The sequence below is a fragment of the Pseudoalteromonas sp. P1-13-1a genome (assembly GCF_001401875.1).
In the GTDB taxonomy this organism is placed as follows: domain Bacteria; phylum Pseudomonadota; class Gammaproteobacteria; order Enterobacterales; family Alteromonadaceae; genus Pseudoalteromonas.
Genome location: NZ_LKDV01000009.1, coordinates 43,850 through 61,662, shown reverse-complemented (window position 1 = coordinate 61,662; position 17,813 = coordinate 43,850). Strand labels below are relative to the sequence as shown.

The following is a 17,813-nucleotide window of genomic DNA, read 5'->3' as shown; positions in this document are numbered from 1 at the left end:
TACGCAGGTAAAAGGGGTTTAGGGTTGCGAGTAAATAAAGGCTGTAATTAGGGCGGGGTAAAATGTGTGGCTAATACATTTAATAACCACACATTTAAATTTTCACTTTAAAATACTAAAGGCACTTAGCTAATTAATCGCGAAAGTTTTTAAACTGGAAAGGCTGACCTAAATCTGCAGTGCGAACGACTTGCATAGCGGCTTGTAAATCGTCACGCTTTTTACCCGTCACACGTACTTCTTCACCTTGAATAGCAGCTTGTACTTTTACTTTTGAGTCTTTAATGGCTTTAACTACTTTTTTAGCCATGTCTTTTTCGATACCTTGTTTAAGTACAACATTACGAAACACATTTTTGCCAGCACGAGTAATATCTTGCAAATCTAAGCTTGCCACGTCCATACCTCGTTTAGAAATTTTAGCGGCTAAAATATCAAACAATTGCATTACCTGTTGATCAGCCTCTGCTTTTAACTTAATTGTTTTATCATTTAACTCAATTGATGCATCCACACCTCTAAAGTCAAAGCGCGTTTCAAGCTCTCGGTTGGCGTTATCAACTGCATTTTTAGCTTCGTTCATTTCTACTTCTGATACGATATCAAATGAAGGCATTGGGTTCTCCTAACTATTAAATCTAAATTTATGCGCAGATTATAACGCTAAAATTATAAATCTTTACATTTTTCTGCCAGTTGTTCAGGTGCGATACTAATTTAGTTTGATATACTGCAGCCTCTTTTTTAAGCGGTTTTAGGATTTATCGTGACAAGGCGTGTTTACCAAGCAGTTTTTTTGATTAGTATTGTGGTGTTTACCCTCTTATTTGCCAAAGAAATAAAAGGCGGCGTTACGAACTTATTTCCACATGTTGATAAAGTTGCCCACTTTGGGATATTTTTTATACTCGCCATCATTATGGATAAAGCCTTCAAATTACCGCTGTACACGCAAATACTCCTGCTTGCGGGCTACGGTGCAGCAATAGAAATAATGCAAGATGCGCTTCCCTACAGACAAGCCTCGTTAGGTGATTTTGTTGCTGATTTTGCCGGTGCGGCCACGTACTTTTTACTAAGAAGCATTTTTACTCCTCGAAAAAAGAACCCTTATGGCTAATATTCTTATTATTGGCGACGGCGCTATTGGTTTATTGCTCAGCCATTTTTTATCTAAAGCTCATAACGTCCATGTTTTAACACGTAAAGCTACTACAAATACGCGTTTTTATTGCAAAGCAAAACAGCCTTCGCAAAAAATTAATGCACGGTTCATTACACTCACACAAATGAGTGAACAGCCCGTGTTTGATATTGTTATTTTTGCTGTAAAGGCTTTTCAGGTGCAATCGGCGTTTACGCAAGTAAAACCCTTTTTATCGTCAAATAGTGTATTAATTTTGTCGCACAACGGTATGGGGAATGTTGAAATGCTCAATGAGCAACTTGATAAGCAACACGCGTTGTATTTTTTAACCACCAGTATGGCCGGTTTTAAAACAAACGACTTTATAGTACAGCACACCGGTGAAGGAAAAAGCATATTAGGTGCCTGTAACCCATGCGCGCACAGTTACCGCCAAGCAATGTGCGAGCAATTGCAAAACGTACCGCTGCTAAGCTACTGTACTAATATTGAGCAGCTACGGTTTGAAAAACTATTAGTAAACATTGCTATTAACCCATTAAGCGCACTGCATGATATTAAAAATGGTCAGTTACGTGCCCCTTATTTTAATAGCATTATTTTTAACTTATTAACTGAAGCATGCCAAGTAGCCCATGCTTTAAAGCTTGATATTAAACTGGCCGATGCGCTTAACAACGCTTACAACGTAATGATGCTAACCGCTGAAAACTACTCTTCAATGCATCAAGACGTAGCACACAACCGGCAAACCGAAATAGACGCCATTTGTGGCTACATTAGCCAACAAGGTAAGCGATTAAATATCAGTACTCCGCTAAACGATGCCCTACTCGCTAAAATTCAGGCAAAAAAAAGCGTGGTATAAGCCACGCTCTAAATTACGTTTAACCTTTACGGGCGGTAAACTTTTACACCCGTAAAGCCTGCCTCGTGAAGAATAAGCGCTTGCAGCTGGCTCATAACCCCTCTTTCACAATACAGGTAATAGTCTTTATCTTTTGGTAAGTCACCAAACTTAGTCGCTAAGCGGAAAAACGGTAAGTGCACTACATCTATGCCGTCAATCTCAAGTGGCGCTGCATCTTCTTCCTCTGGTGAGCGAATATCAACAACCACCGCACCCGCTGGTAAATCTACAACCGACTCAGCTTCTTTAAGTTCTTGCTTAGCCTCTACGTCAATGTCGCGCACATCCATAATACGCGCGTTTTCAACAACAGTATTGAGCACATCAAAGTCAAACTTTTCTTCTTCGGCTTTAATAACGTCAATTTTAGCTTTCACCGTTGGCTTTTTAGATATTACGCCGCAGTATTCAGGCATGGTTTCGGCCATTTCTGCGGTGCCGATTTTACGGGCAATATTAATAATTTCTTGCTTATCGTGCTGAATAAGCGGGCGCAAAATAAGGGTTTCTGTCACGCGGTCAATCACACTTAAATTAGCTAAAGTTTGGCTAGAAACCTGACCAATACTTTCACCGGTTACAAGTGCTTGAATATTTAATTTTTCAGCAACTTGGCTACCAGCACGCATCATCATACGTTTTAGTACAACACCCATTTGGCTGTTTTCAACGTTTTCTAAAATCTCCGCAACAACGGGTTCAAAATCAACCGTGATAAATTTAACTTTATGGGTAGAGCTAAACTTTTTCCATAAATAGTAGCTAGCTTGCTTAACACCAATCTCGTGCGCAGCTCCTCCTAAGTTAAAGAATAAAAAGTGCGTGCGAGCACCTTTACGGATCATCTGATAACTTGCTACCCCCGAGTCAAAACCACCCGACATTAGCGAAAGCACGTCTTCTTGCGTAGGTAGAGGAAAGCCCGCCATTCCAAGGTGAGTCTTCGTCACTATGTACGCTTTATCGTCTTTTACTTCTAAGCGAATAGTGACTTCTGGGCGGCTTAGTTTAACGCGCGCGCCTTCAACGTGCTGGTTTAAACCACCGCCAACGTAGCGCTCTAAATCGGTAGAAGTAAAGTCGTGTTCACCAATACGCTTAGCGCGTACACAAAACGTTTTACCAACAATGGTGTGCCCTACTAGGTCTATGGTTTTTTTATAGATATCGTCAAGCGTAGTGAAGTCAGTTTCGGTCACTTCAATAAATTGCACAATGCCAGGAATACGCTGCAGGCTGTCTATAAAGTTTAGGCGTGTTTGTGCATCATCAAGCTTAGTTACAACAGAAATATTATCCCAGTTGTTTCTTACTTGTACTTTTTCGTCAACACGGCGCAACATAATTTTAATGTTATTTTCTAACACTTTAGTAAAGCGTTTACGTACCGAACGGCTTTTAATGGCAATTTCAGGATGTAGTTTGACGATAAATTTAAGCATAGTTCACTCTTAGACTGCGGGAATTCGCGCTCCCAGGCATTGGGCGCGCGATTATAGCAAAAATTTTTGCGTCTAGGAACTAACCAACTAACACCAGTTAGGCAAGCGCTGGGGCTTGCTCTGCAAGTTGGGTGTATTTTTCACGTAACTGATTCATTTTAAGCATGCTTTTTTCGGTGCTGTAAGCCCTAAATAATGCTAATACTTTTAAAATGCCATGATAAATATCTTGCTCGGCTAAATTACCACTGAGCCTACGCGCTTTAATATATGGAGTCCAAAAACTAACGGTTAGTTTAAGCGTATGGGCAAGTTCAAGCGCATCTTGCTCTTGTATTGCAATCATTTCGTTATCACGCAGGCCTAAAATAACTTGGCGAACCTGCTCTAATAGCGTTGCCTGAAAATCTATGTAGGCCTTTTTTAAACTTTCATCTCTTGAGAGGATGTCGCCTAAGTTGTCGTAAAAAAAGTGATAGCGCCACATTAACTCAAATAAAGAATCTAAATAAGCAGTTAAATGATCAAACGCATCATCGTTAACTTCAATAGGTTTAAAATGAGTATGTAAGTGTTCACTATAAAGCGCAAAAATATGCCGAATAATGTCTTCTTTATTTTTAAAATGATAGTAAAGGTTACCCGGGCTCATCCCTAAATGTGATGCAATGTGATTGGTTGATATTGCACGCTCACCGTGTTCGTTAAATAACGAAATACTGGTGTGTATTATTTTATCCTTAGTATTCATATGCGACGACTCAAATTAACTTATAAACTACTTTACACTAAATAACAGTCCTGCAGTATAAACAAATCAGGTTGGTTTAAATACCATCATAATTTACTATTTTAAAAACACGCTTAGCTGATTTGTGCCACAAACACTGATAGACTACTTAAAAAATAATAGTTAGTGAAATCTATGAACGTTACGGCAATCTACCCGGGTACATTCGACCCCTTAACTAATGGTCATACCGACCTCATTCAGCGTGCAGCTAAAATGTTTAGCACGGTTATTGTTGCTATTGCACATAACCCCACTAAAAAGCCGTGTTTTAGTCTAGAAGAGCGAGTTAGCTTAGCCAACAGCATTTTAGGGCATTTGAGTAATGTAAAAGTGATTGGTTTTTCAGGTTTACTTGCCGATTTAGCTTTTGAGCATAAAGCCGATGTACTTATTCGCGGTATTAGAGCAGTGTCTGACTTTGATTACGAATTTCAGCTTGCGAACATGAACCGCCGCCTGAACCCCGATTTAGAAAGTGTATTTTTAACACCTTCTGAGCGTAATTCGTTTATATCATCCACCTTAGTTAAAGAAGTGGCTCGCCATAATGGCGATGTAAGCGAGTTTGTAAGCCCACTTGTAGTGGATGCTTTAAAACAAAGATTAGGTGGCGAGGTAAGCTAAATAAACACAATGAGCGCACGTTGGTGCGCTAATATACCTAACTACTTTTTAGCCATAGCGTGTAATTCATTGCGGTTAAACAAAGCGCGTTTAAGCTTTATCAAGCCTAAAATATCTTTATTTATAATTAATACAAGTGCCATTGTGAAATCGCTAAAATACATACCAAAAGTATATACGGTCCAAAACCACCAATAGTAAAGTGTACCCTGTATAACAATGTCGTAATGCATACCTAAAAATAAGCAGGCATTACAGCTTAGTCCTATAATTAAATAATAAAAGGACGTAAGTATGGTTTGCTTGGTGAAATTACGCCACAAAAGTAAAACGAGGAGAGTTACAGCATCATAATAAAAATAATTTAAGTGTGGCGTTGCAACAAGTGGGTCCATGAGCAAACTAGCTGTGTAGGATGCCATCATAATAAATGAAAGCTGTGCCCTGCTTTTATCTGGCTTATTAATACTTGCCGATAAATTGTACAAAAAGGCAATAAGAAAAAACCACGTAAACAAAACAGCTACGTTGTACCCTAAATCAACAAGCTCCCAAAGGATATCAGCCACCTTGCTTCGCCCTCATAATAAAGCCTGTTAATTTATCCATAACATACACAAACCTTAAAAAATCCTTTTTTACGAAAAAAATACTAATCATAATGATATCCATCATATTAATAACAATTGTATAAACAGACCAAAACCACCACGGTTCGTAGTTACCACGTACAAACACATCTATATTCATAGCTAAAAACAATAACGAATTGATGCTCAAGCCAAATAATAAGTAAGTAGATATGCATTTTTCAGGTAAGTAATACCGCAGAAAAAAAATAAAAAATAACGTGACTACGTCATAACAAAATAACTCTATGTAAGTAATATCATAAATATCAATAAAGAAGCTAAAGCAATAAGATATGGCCATAACTAAAGATAGCCATACAGCCTGTTTCGATGGATTGTTAATGCTAGTTGTTAATGAATATAAAAAGGCCATTAAAAAGCCCCACTGTACTAACACACCGATATAAACTGAAATCTCTGGAGGGATTAGAACATTATTCACTATCGCGGTTTCTTAGCACATAGCGAGCAAATAAGGTTTTTGAAAAAAATAATTTTTAAGAAATCTCTATTGATAAACAACACTAAAATCATGCTTAGATCTAATACTAATACTACCGTCACATAAAAATCATAAAACCACCAATGAGTGTAGTTCTGTAAAATATGACGATCTAAATACATACCCAGAGCTAAACACATATTTATACTAAGCCCAAATATAAGGTAGTCATAAGCAATTGTTTTTTCTTTAATATATAGGTTCTGCACAAGTAGCAAAATAACAAGGGTTATAGCATCTAATGAAGCAATATCAAAATAAGTAACTGTTTGAAAGTTGAAGAACATTCCTGGAAAATATGAAACAGCCATTATAAGCGAAAGAACAACTAATGCCTTAAAGCGTGAGTTAATAGACGAAACTAACGAGTATAAAAATGCCATGAGAAAACCCCATTGCATGATAATACTTAAAGTATGTGCAAAGCTTATATCTGAGATAAAAGAAATAAACCCCATCTTACAAGCAAGCTCGGTGAATAAAGCTCTCGAAATTCATTAAAACAACCATTTACTGCACAACCTGACTTAACATTAAACTTTTTAACAATTCTAATTAATTACAAAACTCTATTGAAGATCCGACTTTTTAAATTAACAAGACCTAAAAAATCTCGATTTATAAAGCACGCTATGATCATGCAAATATTTGCACACCCTACCACAACCGTAAATACTGACCAAAACCACCAATATTCATAATATTTTGATAAGGTCATATCTAGATGCATTAAAAAACTAAAAATAACATTAATGCATAGCCCTGTAGTGACATAATAATACGCTACCGGGTATGATTTAAATTTGAAACGCTTTAAAAAGAGTAGAGCAAGTAATGTACATGCATCTAATAAAATAAAATCTAAATAAGTAGTTTGCCCATAATCAGTAAACAAACTTCCCGAATAGCAAATACACATAACAAGTGAGATATACACAAGCTCTTTATCTGACTTGTTAATCGAGTTTGCTAATGCATGCAAAAATGCAAACAAAAAACCCCACTGTACAATTGCTCCAAGATAAATTGCGTAATTATAACTTACTGTCATTTTCCCCTCTATTTAAAATAACGGGTTGAGGGGGATTTACCATTCGGTGGTTAATCACTAATGAAAGTATCATTAATACATCGATAACATTTACACCAATGGAGTAGACACTCCAGTACCACCATGGCTCAAAGTTATACAAAATGTATATGTCATAATACAGAATCATTGTAAGTACAGCGTTACTTGTTAACGCCAGAACGAGAAACAGAAAAACTTTAGTACGGTTAAAAGCATTAAAAAATTGTAATGTGAACAGCGCCAAAATCGTAATAAAATCGTATAAAGCCCAATTAAGATATAAATTGTCTAACAGTTTTAGATAGCTGCTGAAAATATATGAACAGAGCATTAGCGCAGATAGATAAACTGGAGATTTATATTCTTTATTTATGCTAGAAACTAAACAATAGAGGAAGGCCATTAAAAAGCCCCACTGGGAGAAAGCCGCTACATAATCCATTAGGGCTTCGGATAAGTACATTTAAGCTATATTATGGGCTGCGGTTTTGAAGATTTAAACAAACCAAATAGCTTATTTTTGAGCCTGTGGAGGCCTAAGAAGTCTCTATCTACAATTAAGGCAACTATCATTAATATATCTATGATACTAACAGCAAAACCATATATATCCCATAAGAGCCATGTATCGCGATTATTAAATATAAACACATCTAAATGCATAGCTAACAGTAGACACATGTTTATACTTAAACCAGTGATTAAATAAGCAAAAGAAATGGTTACTTTTTTAATTATTTTATATGTAGTAAGTAGAAGTGCTATTGTAATGGCATCATAGAGAGCCCAATCGAGGTAAGTAAGTTCATTTATAGATATCCATGTTAAGGAATAATCAGATACGCCATAGGAGACCATCATGATAAATGAACTTATTAGCAATGTTGTTTCTCTTTTTACTCCTAAGCTGTAAACAAATAGGTTGAATAAAAAAGCCATAGAGAATGCCCAAAAATTTAGGGCAGATAGAGAAAAGTATCCAAAGAAATCAGTTAAAAACATTAAAATCCCATAGTCATTACTTCGGGCGTGGATTTCCACCCGGTAAAATTATTCCTGATCTCTGTAGATCATTACTAGAAGCACTCATCGCCTCTTGAGAGAAACTTACTGTATCAGATTGTAGGGTTTTAGGGCTAGCAATTTGTTCCGCTGCAGGCTGTAATTGTTGTGTTTTATTGTATGCTTGCATTTGTAATTGGCTATTAGCTGAAACTTGCATGTGATTGATCCTTGTAAAAGTTTTAATATTTTTTGGCGCAACTTATAATCACACCATCATGTAGGTAATTGCATTACCTGTTTTAAGCAGTGATAGCTATTTTGCTATCTGACTTATACAAAGCAACCAGCGTGCCAATATTTTTTGACATCTATAAAATATGTGCTACTAACACGCATTTATCAAAACTAAACTGAAATCCTTATTAAACATCAAGCTCATCTGACCAGTGTATTATACACATAAAAAAACGCACAGGGGTAACCGTACGTTTTTTATATCCAGGGAATTTAAGCCACGTATTTACACGGGATCTCCGCACGTGTACTTGGCTTTAAAATATATTCCATTGCTACTTCGTCGCAGTTTTCTTTACGAAGGCAAAGCTCGCAATCTTTCATTACTTTTTCTGGTAACGATTCTTTGCTACAAAAAGTAAAACGTTGCTGTTCAAAAAAATCTGGCACGCGGGTTAATACAATCACGCGATTAAGCGCCAATTTTTTGGCTTTTGCTAATAAGTGCTCTACAAGCTGCCTACCCTGCCCCGTTACCACACTTTGTGGATCTATGCCTAAAGAACGAATTTCAGCAAGCCCCGTATCGTAAATGTACAGTGATGCACAGCCCGACACTTTGCCGTCTATTTCTGTTACTGCAAATTCGTTAATTGAATGGACCATGTCGCTTTTTGCACGCGGCAAGTTTTCGCCAACGGTTGCCCAGTGCTGTATAAGCCGAGCAATATCTTCAACATCATCTAAATTTGCATCACGAACCGTTATTTGCAGTTTTTTTTTGGCGTCTTTTACTGCTTTAGTCACTTGTTCAACAGAGGTGCCGCCAAGGGCTTGACGCGCTTTAATACAGGCATCTATTTCAAGTACCGGGTAAACGTCATCTTCAAATACGTCATTAACTGATTTGTACTGCTCAAGCGAAAGCTCCTCTAGGGTTTTACCTTCGCTTATAGCAAGCTGCACAAGTACACCCACTATGTGGTGGCCTTCTCTAAATGGCACACCTTTAGCTACTAAATAGTCTGCAAGCTCAGTTGCATTAGCATGGCCACCTTTTGCCGCTGCGAGTGTTTTATCGCCGTTTACTTTTACGCCTTTAATACACGCTTGCGCCATGTGAATACAGGCAAGCCATGTTGGCATGGCGTCAAAAAGGCCTTCTTTGTCTTCTTGCATATCTTTATTGTACGCAAGAGGAAGTGCTTTTAAGGTCATCATCATGGCGCTAAATGCGCCAAATACACGGCCAGTTTTACCACGAATAAGCTCTAGCGCATCAGGGTTCTTTTTTTGCGGCATTAACGATGAGCCAGAGGTAACATTATCAGCAAGCTCTATAAATCCGGCTTCACCAGAATTATAAAATATTAAATCTTCAGCCATACGCGATAAATGAATCATCGAAATAGACGCACAGCTTAAAAGCTCTACTACAAAATCACGGTCAGATACGCCATCAAGGCTGTTTTTAGTTGCGCCAGTAAAGCCTAGGCCTTGCGCCAACGCTTGGCGATCAATTGGGTATGCAGTACCAGCGAGTGCACCACTGCCTAGAGGGCAAAAATTAAAACGCGCTTTGGCATCTTGTAGGCGGCTTTCATCACGCTCTAGCATTTCTACGTAAGCCATACACCAGTGGCTAAACAATACCGGTTGGGCACGTTGTAAGTGAGTGTAGCCTGGCAATATAGTGCCCAACTCGCGCTCAGCTAACGCCACAAACTCAGCTTTTAGTGCAGCAATAGCACCCAGTAGATGATCGGCAGTATCGCGGCACCATAATCTAAAGTCGGTGGCTACTTGGTCATTACGGCTTCGGCCTGTGTGTAGCTTTTTAGCTAAATCGCCTACTTTTTCGATAAGTGCAGCTTCTACGTGCGAGTGAATGTCTTCTGCGCCTGAGGTTGCTACTGCTTGTGGATCTGCTTTTACTTCTTCAAGCAGTTCATTAAGTGCTGCAACTAACTGTGTGTGCTCATCGCTTGTAAGTACATTTACTTGCTCAAGCGCACCTGCCCATGCCACAGAGCCAATAATATCTTGCTCTGCTAACTGATAATCGAACGGAAGTGAGTCGTTAAATTGTTTAAACGCCTCATCTGGACCCGTAGAAAAACGTCCGCCCCATAATGCCATGAAATCTCTCCAAACCCTGTAATGCCCCTTATACAAGGGGCTATAAATAATTTACTTTTTAGCCATTGCTGAAATTCTGCTCGAAAGCGAGAATAAACGAATAAAGCCTTCAGCATGTGACTGATCATATACGTCGTCTTCACCAAAGGTAGCAAAGTCTTCGCTGTATAAGCTATTAGGTGATTTTTTCTGAACGGCGGTTACTTGGCCTTTGTAAAGCTTAAGTACAACTTCACCTGTTGCTAGTGTAGAAAGCGCTTCTGCACCGGCTAAAATAGAGTCTTTTAGTGGTGTAAACCAACGACCGTCATAAACTAAATGCGAAAATTCACCGCCCAGTACTTCTTTCCACTTACGGCTTGATTTATCAAGCACTAGCTCGTCAATGGCTTGCAGTGCCGCCATAATCACGGTACCGCCTGGTGTTTCGTAACAGCCGCGCGATTTCATGCCCACTAAACGGTTTTCTACAATATCTACACGGCCAACACCATGTGGCGCAGCAATGTTGTTTAATTTAACTAAACAGTCGTAAGGTTTAAGCTGCTCACCATTTACCGCAACCACTTCGCCTTCAACAACTTTTAGAGTTACTAGCTCTGATTTATCGGGTGCTTGCTCTGGTGAGTTAGTCCACGTCCACACTTGGTCGCTCGGCTCACACCATGGGTCTTCAAGCTCGCCACCTTCGTGCGAAATATGCCACGCATTAGCATCACGGCTGTAAATTTTTGTTGCAGAAGCAGAACACGGAATATCACGCTCAGCTAAGTAATCTAATAATGATTCACGGCTTGATAAGCCCCACTCACGCCACGGTGCAATAACTTTTAAATCAGGTGCAAGCGCTGCAAAGCACGACTCAAAACGAACTTGGTCGTTACCCTTACCAGTACAACCATGCGAAAGTGCATCAGCACCTACTTTACGTGCAATTTCAACTTGCGCTTTAGCAATAATAGGACGCGCCATTGACGTACCTAATAAATACGTACCTTCGTAAATAGAACCCGTTTTAAGCGTTGGGTAAATGTAGTCACTTACCATTTCATCTTTTAAGTCAACTACGTAACACTCTGATGCACCTGATGCGATAGCTTTTTCTTCTACGCCTTCAAGCTCTTCAGCGCCTTGGCCTACATCGGCAACAAAGGCAATAACCTCACAACCGTAGTTTTCTTTTAACCATGGCACGATAGCTGAAGTATCAAGACCACCTGAATAGGCTAAAACGACTTTTTTAATTGAACTCATAGGTGTTCCTTAACAAAATTTGGATTTAGTAATGTAACTAGCAGAGCATTTTGCGCATGCATGCGATTTTCTGCTTGTTGAATAATTTTTGATGCTGGGCCATCCATTACCTCAGAGGTAATTTCAAACTCACGGTGTGCCGGTTGGCAATGTAATACCGTAGTCGCACCTGTTTGTTCTAGCAATGCTTGGTTTAGCTGATATGGCATGTATTTTTCTTTAACTTGCTCAAGCGGCGTATCATCGCCCATAGACACCCAGGTATCTGCATATACAACGTTTGCGCCTACAGCCGCCTCTACACGGTCGCTTACCATGACTGATGCACCGTTCATTGCCGCTATTTGCTCGGCCTTTTTAAGAATTTGCGAATCAGGCGAGCTGCCTTTTGGTGTAACAGCAACAAAATCAGTACCTAGCGTTGCCGCTAATAACATAAGTGAATGAGTAACGTTGTTACCTTCACCTAAGTAAGCCACTTTAAGCTCACTCACATCGCCATGTACTTCTTGTAGTGTTAAAAAGTCAGCCAATACTTGGCACGGGTGATATAAATCACACAAGCTATTAACCACAGGCACAGAAGAGTACTCACCTAGCGTTGTTAATGTGCTGTGCTGATTAACACGCGCTACAATCCCATCAGCCCATGTAGAAATATTCAGCGCGAAGTCTTTTACCGATTCACGTGCACCCATAGCGCCATTTTGCTGGTCTAAATATACAGCGTGACCACCTAAGCGATTAATACCAATATCAAACGATAAACGCGTACGTAAGCTTTGCTTTTCAAATAAGGTAACAACTGACTTGCCTGCTAGTACTTGGCTGTATTTCTCTGGATTTGCTTTTAAATCACGCGCAAGCTTTAATAAATTAAGTGCGCCTTGTTGGTCTAATTCTAGACCCGTTAAAAAATTCTCTAACATGGTAACCCTATGGTGTAATCTTTGTTCCGACATGCTCGCCTTGTAGCAAAGCAGTTAAGTTTTCTGGCTTTTGCCAGCTGGAAATATACACACCTCGTCGTAAATGTTGGGCAGCGTGTAGGCTGGTCTTCACTTTGACCTCCATCCCGCCCAAAATCACTCCTTCATCAATTAAAGTATCAATGTGTTTTGTGTCAAGTTGATGTAGCGGTTGTTTATTTGCATCAAGTACCGCCTCTACATCGGTCATAAATATAAGTTCTGCGTTTAAGTTGCTCGCAATCGCTGCCGCAGCTTCATCGGCATTGACGTTGTACCAATTGCCTTGCTCATCAAAGCCGATTGAGCTCACAATAGGTAAGCGACCAAGCTTAAGTAAATCATTCACTATTGAATCATCATTACTTGTGCATTTACCTACTTGACCAAGTGCTTTTAGTTTTTGCGACGCCATCACACCGGCTTCATAAAGGCTTAAACCAACAGGTTTATGCCCTGCATTAATAGCTTGGCTTACCAGCTGCTTATTTGCACAGCCAGCCAACGCCCCCACTATGTAAGGCATTTGCTCACTTGGGCTAATACGTAAGCCTTGGTGTTTTGCACTAGCAAATCCAGCTTGTTGTAGCCAGGTATCAACTAACGAGCCGCCACCATGCACTATTACAAACTGATTATTTTGATCTGTGCTTAATACATCAAACAACGCTTTTGCTGCGTTTTCAGAGTTAAGTACAGCACCACCTAATTTAATTACCCACGTTTTAGTGCTCATTAAAAGGCTCCCTTTAAACCCGTTGTATGATCTAAATTCATAGATAAGTTAATGCACTGCAATGCTTGGCCTGCAGCGCCTTTTAATAAATTATCTATGGCTGCCATAACAATTAACTGCGAGCCTTGTTGCTGCCAACCAATATCAACGTACGGCTGTTTAGCTACACCTTTAATAGAGGGTATTTTATCGCCTAGCAAACGAATCAATGGCTCGTTTTCAAGTACTTTATAAGCATCAGAAACGTTTTCCTTGGTAACGTTTGGCTTAAGCTGTACATAGATAGTTTCTAAAATCCCACGCGGAAAATTACCTAAGTGCGGTGTAAATAACACCTTGTGTCCCAGGTGCTGTTCGATTTCTGGTCCATGGCGGTGGTTAAATAAACCATACGGGGCAAGCGATACTTCACAAAAGTGAGTACCTACGCTGGCTTTGCGCCCAGCACCAGTTACACCAGAAACCGCATTAATAATTACTTTTTCATCACTTAACAATCCAGCCTGCTGCAGTGGTTTTAACGCATTAAGTGCGGCTGTAGGGTAACAACCTGCCACAGCAACAAGTTGTGCGCTTGCTATGGCATCACTATTCCACTCAGCTAACCCGTAAGCCGCTTCACTTAATAGCTCAGGGTGTTGGTGCTCAAAGCCATAGTAAGTGACGTAGTCGTCATTACTAGCAAGGCGGTAGCCGCCAGATAAATCAAATACTTTTTTACCCATGGCTAAAAATTGTGGGGCTAAATCAACACTTACTTTATGATCAGTACATAAACAGATGAAATCAGCGCTTGCGCTAATATCATCAAACGCAGAGTCACTTAGAGGTAATAATGGCAAGTCCAGTAATCCGTTATGCTCTGGGTATAAATCACTTAATAATTTATGTTTATCTAAACTTCCCTCAGACACATAACAACCTGATAAAGTTAAATTAGGATGCTTAGCAACTAAACTTGCTAATTCTGCGCCGCTGTAACCGCTTGCGCCAATAATCACTACATTCATTTGTTACTCGATTATAAATTTACTACTAAATAGGGATGGTGTTCGCTTACACTAGCTTAGATGCTAGCTAATACTTTTCTTAATGAATTGTTGATTATCGTCGCATTATCTTCATGGCTATACTTAATATATTTATGCTTAAAAAGTGAATTGATATTCATCATAAATACTTTTATATTGTTATGCAATTAAATTGAATAATTATTTTGGATTTTTTTATGTCTTTGCCGTCATTTATCTCAATGTACCAACAACTCATTGCTGCCCCCTCTATTAGTGCAATAGAGGATGATCTTTGTATGAGTAATAAAGGGGTAATAGAGTTACTTGCACAGTGGTGTGAAAGCCTTGGTTTTACATGCGAAATTATAGAATTAGAAGGCGGTAAAGGCCGATACAATTTATTAGCTAAACGCGGCCAAGGTGATGGCGGTTTAATGCTTGCAGGGCACACCGATACTGTACCGTTTGATGATAGCCGCTGGAACCACAACCCGTTTAAACTAACAGAGCACAATAATAAATTGTATGGATTAGGCAGCATTGATATGAAAGGCTTTTTTGCTTTTGTGCTGCAAGCAATTAGTGAACTTGATGAAAAGCAACAATCTCAGCCTATTTTAATACTTGCCACTGCCGATGAAGAAACCACCATGGCGGGTGCACAGCAAATTTGCAAGCACCCTAATTTAAAACCTGCTCGCTGTATAATTGGCGAACCTACTGATATGACTCCTGTATTTACCCACAAGGGGCATATGAGTACCGCTATAAGAGTGGTAGGCCGTTCAGGTCATAGCTCCGATCCCGAACGTGGACTTAACGCCATCGAAGTCATGCATAAAGTGATTACAAAATTGCTGATCTTAAAAGAGCAGTTAAAGAATAAATATTCAATTGAACATTTTGAAATACCTTACCCTACTTTAAACTTAGGCAATATTCATGGTGGAGATAACGCAAACCGCATTTGTGGGTGCTGCGAAATGCACATAGATATGCGCCCACTCCCGGGGTTAAGCATTAAAGACCTACAAGCTTTGCTTATTGATGCCACCCGCGATATAAACGCGCAATACCCAAACGCAGTAAGTGTGATTGATTTACACGACCCCATTCCTGCTTTTAGTGGTAGCACCGACAGCGCACTCGTTAAAATGGCAGAAAAAATTGCAGGAGAGAAAGCTGTTGCCGTTAACTATTGCACGGAGGCGCCGTTTATCCAGCAACTTGGCTGTGAAACAATAGTCATGGGGCCTGGCTCTATTAATCAAGCTCACCAACCCGATGAGTTTTTAGCAATGGAGAAAATAAACCCATCGCAAAAAATTATAACTGACATTATTAAAGCAAACTGCTTTAACGCTTAAAAAAGACTGTATTAAAAACTAATAGCAAAAATAACAAAGGCGCCCAATGGCGCCTTTGCTTTAGTAATACCTATGCGTTACTGCATATACTTACTTAAGTACTTTTTAAATACAGGGTCTGTTTTTGCAAGCTCTTTTTGCTCAGCTAAAATCTCTTTTAATATAACCCCCGATGTTAGCGGGTTAGCCAATACAACTCTAAATACCACTGTCGGTTGATTGTCATACTTTGAAGGTGTTAAACGAGTCCGCGATACAAACGAGCGCCCTGATTCACGTTGGCGTTTTTGCATACTGGCAGTGAAGCGGTTAAGCGACGCGAAAATTTCTAATCGTGTTGCGGCATCCGCTTGGGCTATAGCCTGCTTAATTTGTTTAGGCACATAACGGTATGTAAGTAAACACAACTCAGGCTCAGAAATCAGCTCAAAGTCTTCATCGGCTTTAATTAAATCTGCAAAGTAATGTGCTTTTTTGATACTACGATCAATCAGCATTTCGTACCCTTTACGACCAATTACACGTAAGCAAGCATGTACTAACATAGCCATACCAGGGCGGCTGCCTTCGAGTGTATGGCTTCCCAAATCTTTTGAGCCCTTACGTAATATGTACTCTGCATGGTGCTCTATTGCATCCGTAGCGGTTGGGTCTTTAAATAACACCAAGCCTGCGCCCATTGGCACATACATTTGTTTGTGCGCATCAATGGTGATTGAATCTGCGCGCTCAATTCCTTTTAGTAAAGGGCGATGCGTTTGCGATAAAAGCGTAGCCCCACCCCACGCGGCATCTACATGAAAGTGGCAATTTATTTCTTGCGCTAAGTCGGCCATATCATCAAGAGGGTCGATATTGCCGGTTTCGGTAGTCCCTGCAACCCCAACAATGGCCATAACTTTTATGCCTTGCGATTCAAGCTCTAAGGCTTTTTCGCGCATGGCATTCACATCAACCTTGTTATTTTCGCAGGTTTTTACACCCATTAAGTTTTCACGGCCGATGCCTAGTAAGTCAATTGATTTACCTAAAGAATAATGCCCTCGCTCAGACACTAAAACCGCTAGCCCTTTGTAGCCATAATGCAGCATACCGGCTACGAGCCCTTGAGCGGCAATGCCTTTAAAGCTGCCGTCGGGTTTTAATAAGCGGTTACGTGCAATCCACAGGGCCGTTATGTTTGCAACTGTTCCACCGGAGCAAAAAGCGCCGAGTGATGTTTTAGCGCTGTGCATCCATTTAGAATAAAACGACTCATCTTGCGAGTAAGCTAAATGATGCATCATGCCTAGTACTTGGCGCTCTAGCGGGGTAAATGCTTTTGAGGTTTCTATTTTTACTAGGTTTTGATTAAGCCCCACCATTAACTTTGACAGCGGCAGTAAAAAATGCGGAAGCGCCGATGTCATATGACCAATAAAGCTAGGCGCAGCCGTGTGCACCGAATGGGCAACTAGCTGCTCCATAATATCTTGGGCGTAAGCAGATACAAACGTTGGGTTTTCTGGGATCACCGCAGCCTGAAAATCTTTTTCAATTTCATGTAATGGTTTTTCAATTGCCGCTATATTTTCGTTTAAAAACCCTGCTAAATTACTCGAAATTTCAAGCTCAATTTTGCTTAAAGTTGAGTCTGGCGCTTCAGGTACAGTAAATATACGCTTAAGGCTTTCTTTAGAGGCGACGGCACAACGCTTTTGATCCATCTTTATACCTAGTGTGTGTAGCTAAAACACGCGTTTAACAGTTAAAAATGCCAAACTATGGCGCTATTATAAGCAGCGTGCTTCTTTTAAAAATTGCGCTAACTTTACTGCAATATAAGTAAAATGTCTCCCTTTAAGCCATAAAAGCGGCAAAACGGATGACAAATATTGTAAAAAAATTTCAATAATAGGATTTTATTAAAAAGTCACATTTTAGTTTTGGGCAAATTACATTTATGCGTATACTTAACATGTGTAACAATAAGGGA

The 17,813-nt window shown here is 39.7% G+C and carries 18 protein-coding genes; 4 read left to right on the top strand and 14 right to left on the bottom strand.

Features of this window, described 5'->3' with window-relative positions; genetic code table 11:
• Window positions 1-133: 133 nt before the first annotated feature.
• The gene (locus tag AN391_RS08075; protein WP_055014934.1) at window positions 134-616 is read right to left on the bottom strand and encodes a YajQ family cyclic di-GMP-binding protein; all 483 of its coding nucleotides are present in this window, start codon (window positions 614-616) and stop codon (window positions 134-136) included.
• Between the two features lie 150 nt (window positions 617-766).
• Between AN391_RS08075 and AN391_RS08070 the strand changes: the two genes are divergently transcribed.
• Window positions 767-1,120 carry a VanZ family protein gene (locus AN391_RS08070; RefSeq protein ID WP_055014933.1) on the top strand — a complete coding sequence of 118 codons (354 nt, stop codon included), beginning with the start codon at window positions 767-769 and terminating at the stop codon, window positions 1,118-1,120.
• Window positions 1,113-2,015 carry a ketopantoate reductase family protein gene (locus tag AN391_RS08065; protein WP_055014932.1) on the top strand — a complete coding sequence of 301 codons (903 nt, stop codon included), beginning with the start codon at window positions 1,113-1,115 and terminating at the stop codon, window positions 2,013-2,015. Before AN391_RS08070 ends, AN391_RS08065 begins: the two co-directional genes overlap by 8 nt.
• 26 nt (window positions 2,016-2,041) lie before the next feature.
• Here the strand turns inward: AN391_RS08065 and thiI are convergent, their stop codons facing one another.
• Complete coding sequence (thiI, locus tag AN391_RS08060) at window positions 2,042-3,499, bottom strand: tRNA uracil 4-sulfurtransferase ThiI (protein ID WP_055014931.1); 1,458 nt, start codon at window positions 3,497-3,499, stop codon at window positions 2,042-2,044.
• 97 nt (window positions 3,500-3,596) lie between these two features.
• Window positions 3,597-4,250, bottom strand: coding sequence for a TetR/AcrR family transcriptional regulator (locus tag AN391_RS08055; protein WP_055014930.1), 654 nt, complete (start codon window positions 4,248-4,250; stop codon window positions 3,597-3,599).
• A gap of 174 nt (window positions 4,251-4,424) precedes the next feature.
• Between AN391_RS08055 and coaD the strand changes: the two genes are divergently transcribed.
• Window positions 4,425-4,916: a pantetheine-phosphate adenylyltransferase gene (gene coaD, locus AN391_RS08050; RefSeq protein WP_055014929.1), complete on the top strand. Its 492-nt coding sequence runs from the start codon at window positions 4,425-4,427 to the stop codon at window positions 4,914-4,916.
• 41 nt (window positions 4,917-4,957) lie between these two features.
• Here coaD and AN391_RS08045 read toward each other — a convergent pair whose 3' ends face one another.
• The 10 genes from AN391_RS08045 to argC form a co-directional block, all read right to left on the bottom strand.
• Window positions 4,958-5,485 carry a hypothetical protein gene (locus AN391_RS08045; RefSeq protein ID WP_055014928.1) on the bottom strand — a complete coding sequence of 176 codons (528 nt, stop codon included), beginning with the start codon at window positions 5,483-5,485 and terminating at the stop codon, window positions 4,958-4,960.
• Window positions 5,478-5,990, bottom strand: coding sequence for a hypothetical protein (locus AN391_RS08040; protein ID WP_055014927.1), 513 nt, complete (start codon window positions 5,988-5,990; stop codon window positions 5,478-5,480). Before AN391_RS08040 ends, AN391_RS08045 begins: the two co-directional genes overlap by 8 nt.
• Entirely contained in the window at window positions 5,990-6,433 is a 444-nt protein-coding gene (locus AN391_RS08035; protein ID WP_082429314.1) for a hypothetical protein, read from the bottom strand. Before AN391_RS08035 ends, AN391_RS08040 begins: the two co-directional genes overlap by 1 nt.
• A 1,157-nt stretch (window positions 6,434-7,590) precedes the next feature.
• Window positions 7,591-8,124, bottom strand: coding sequence for a hypothetical protein (locus tag AN391_RS08020; RefSeq protein WP_055014923.1), 534 nt, complete (start codon window positions 8,122-8,124; stop codon window positions 7,591-7,593).
• Window positions 8,125-8,140: 16 nt separating this feature from the next.
• Window positions 8,141-8,344 carry a hypothetical protein gene (locus AN391_RS08015; protein WP_055014922.1) on the bottom strand — a complete coding sequence of 68 codons (204 nt, stop codon included), beginning with the start codon at window positions 8,342-8,344 and terminating at the stop codon, window positions 8,141-8,143.
• 290 nt (window positions 8,345-8,634) lie between these two features.
• Entirely contained in the window at window positions 8,635-10,500 is a 1,866-nt protein-coding gene (gene argH, locus AN391_RS08010; protein ID WP_055014921.1) for an argininosuccinate lyase, read from the bottom strand.
• Window positions 10,501-10,551: 51 nt separating this feature from the next.
• Window positions 10,552-11,754, bottom strand: a complete 1,203-nt coding sequence (locus AN391_RS08005) for an argininosuccinate synthase (protein ID WP_055014920.1) — start codon at window positions 11,752-11,754, stop codon at window positions 10,552-10,554.
• On the bottom strand, window positions 11,751-12,683 hold the full coding sequence (locus AN391_RS08000; protein ID WP_055014919.1) for an ornithine carbamoyltransferase: 933 nt from the start codon (window positions 12,681-12,683) through the stop codon (window positions 11,751-11,753). The genes AN391_RS08005 and AN391_RS08000 overlap by 4 nt, the downstream gene beginning before the upstream one ends.
• 7 nt (window positions 12,684-12,690) lie before the next feature.
• Window positions 12,691-13,458: an acetylglutamate kinase gene (gene argB / locus AN391_RS07995; protein ID WP_055014918.1), complete on the bottom strand. Its 768-nt coding sequence runs from the start codon at window positions 13,456-13,458 to the stop codon at window positions 12,691-12,693.
• Window positions 13,458-14,468: an N-acetyl-gamma-glutamyl-phosphate reductase gene (gene argC, locus AN391_RS07990; protein ID WP_055014917.1), complete on the bottom strand. Its 1,011-nt coding sequence runs from the start codon at window positions 14,466-14,468 to the stop codon at window positions 13,458-13,460. The genes argB and argC overlap by 1 nt, the downstream gene beginning before the upstream one ends.
• Window positions 14,469-14,686: 218 nt before the next feature.
• Between argC and argE the strand changes: the two genes are divergently transcribed.
• A complete protein-coding gene (gene argE / locus AN391_RS07985; RefSeq protein WP_055014916.1) occupies window positions 14,687-15,838 on the top strand; it encodes an acetylornithine deacetylase in 1,152 nt (383 codons plus the stop codon).
• Window positions 15,839-15,915: 77 nt separating this feature from the next.
• Here the strand turns inward: argE and panP are convergent, their stop codons facing one another.
• On the bottom strand, window positions 15,916-17,544 hold the full coding sequence (gene panP / locus AN391_RS07980; protein ID WP_055014915.1) for a pyridoxal-dependent aspartate 1-decarboxylase PanP: 1,629 nt from the start codon (window positions 17,542-17,544) through the stop codon (window positions 15,916-15,918).
• Window positions 17,545-17,813 lie beyond the last annotated feature (269 nt).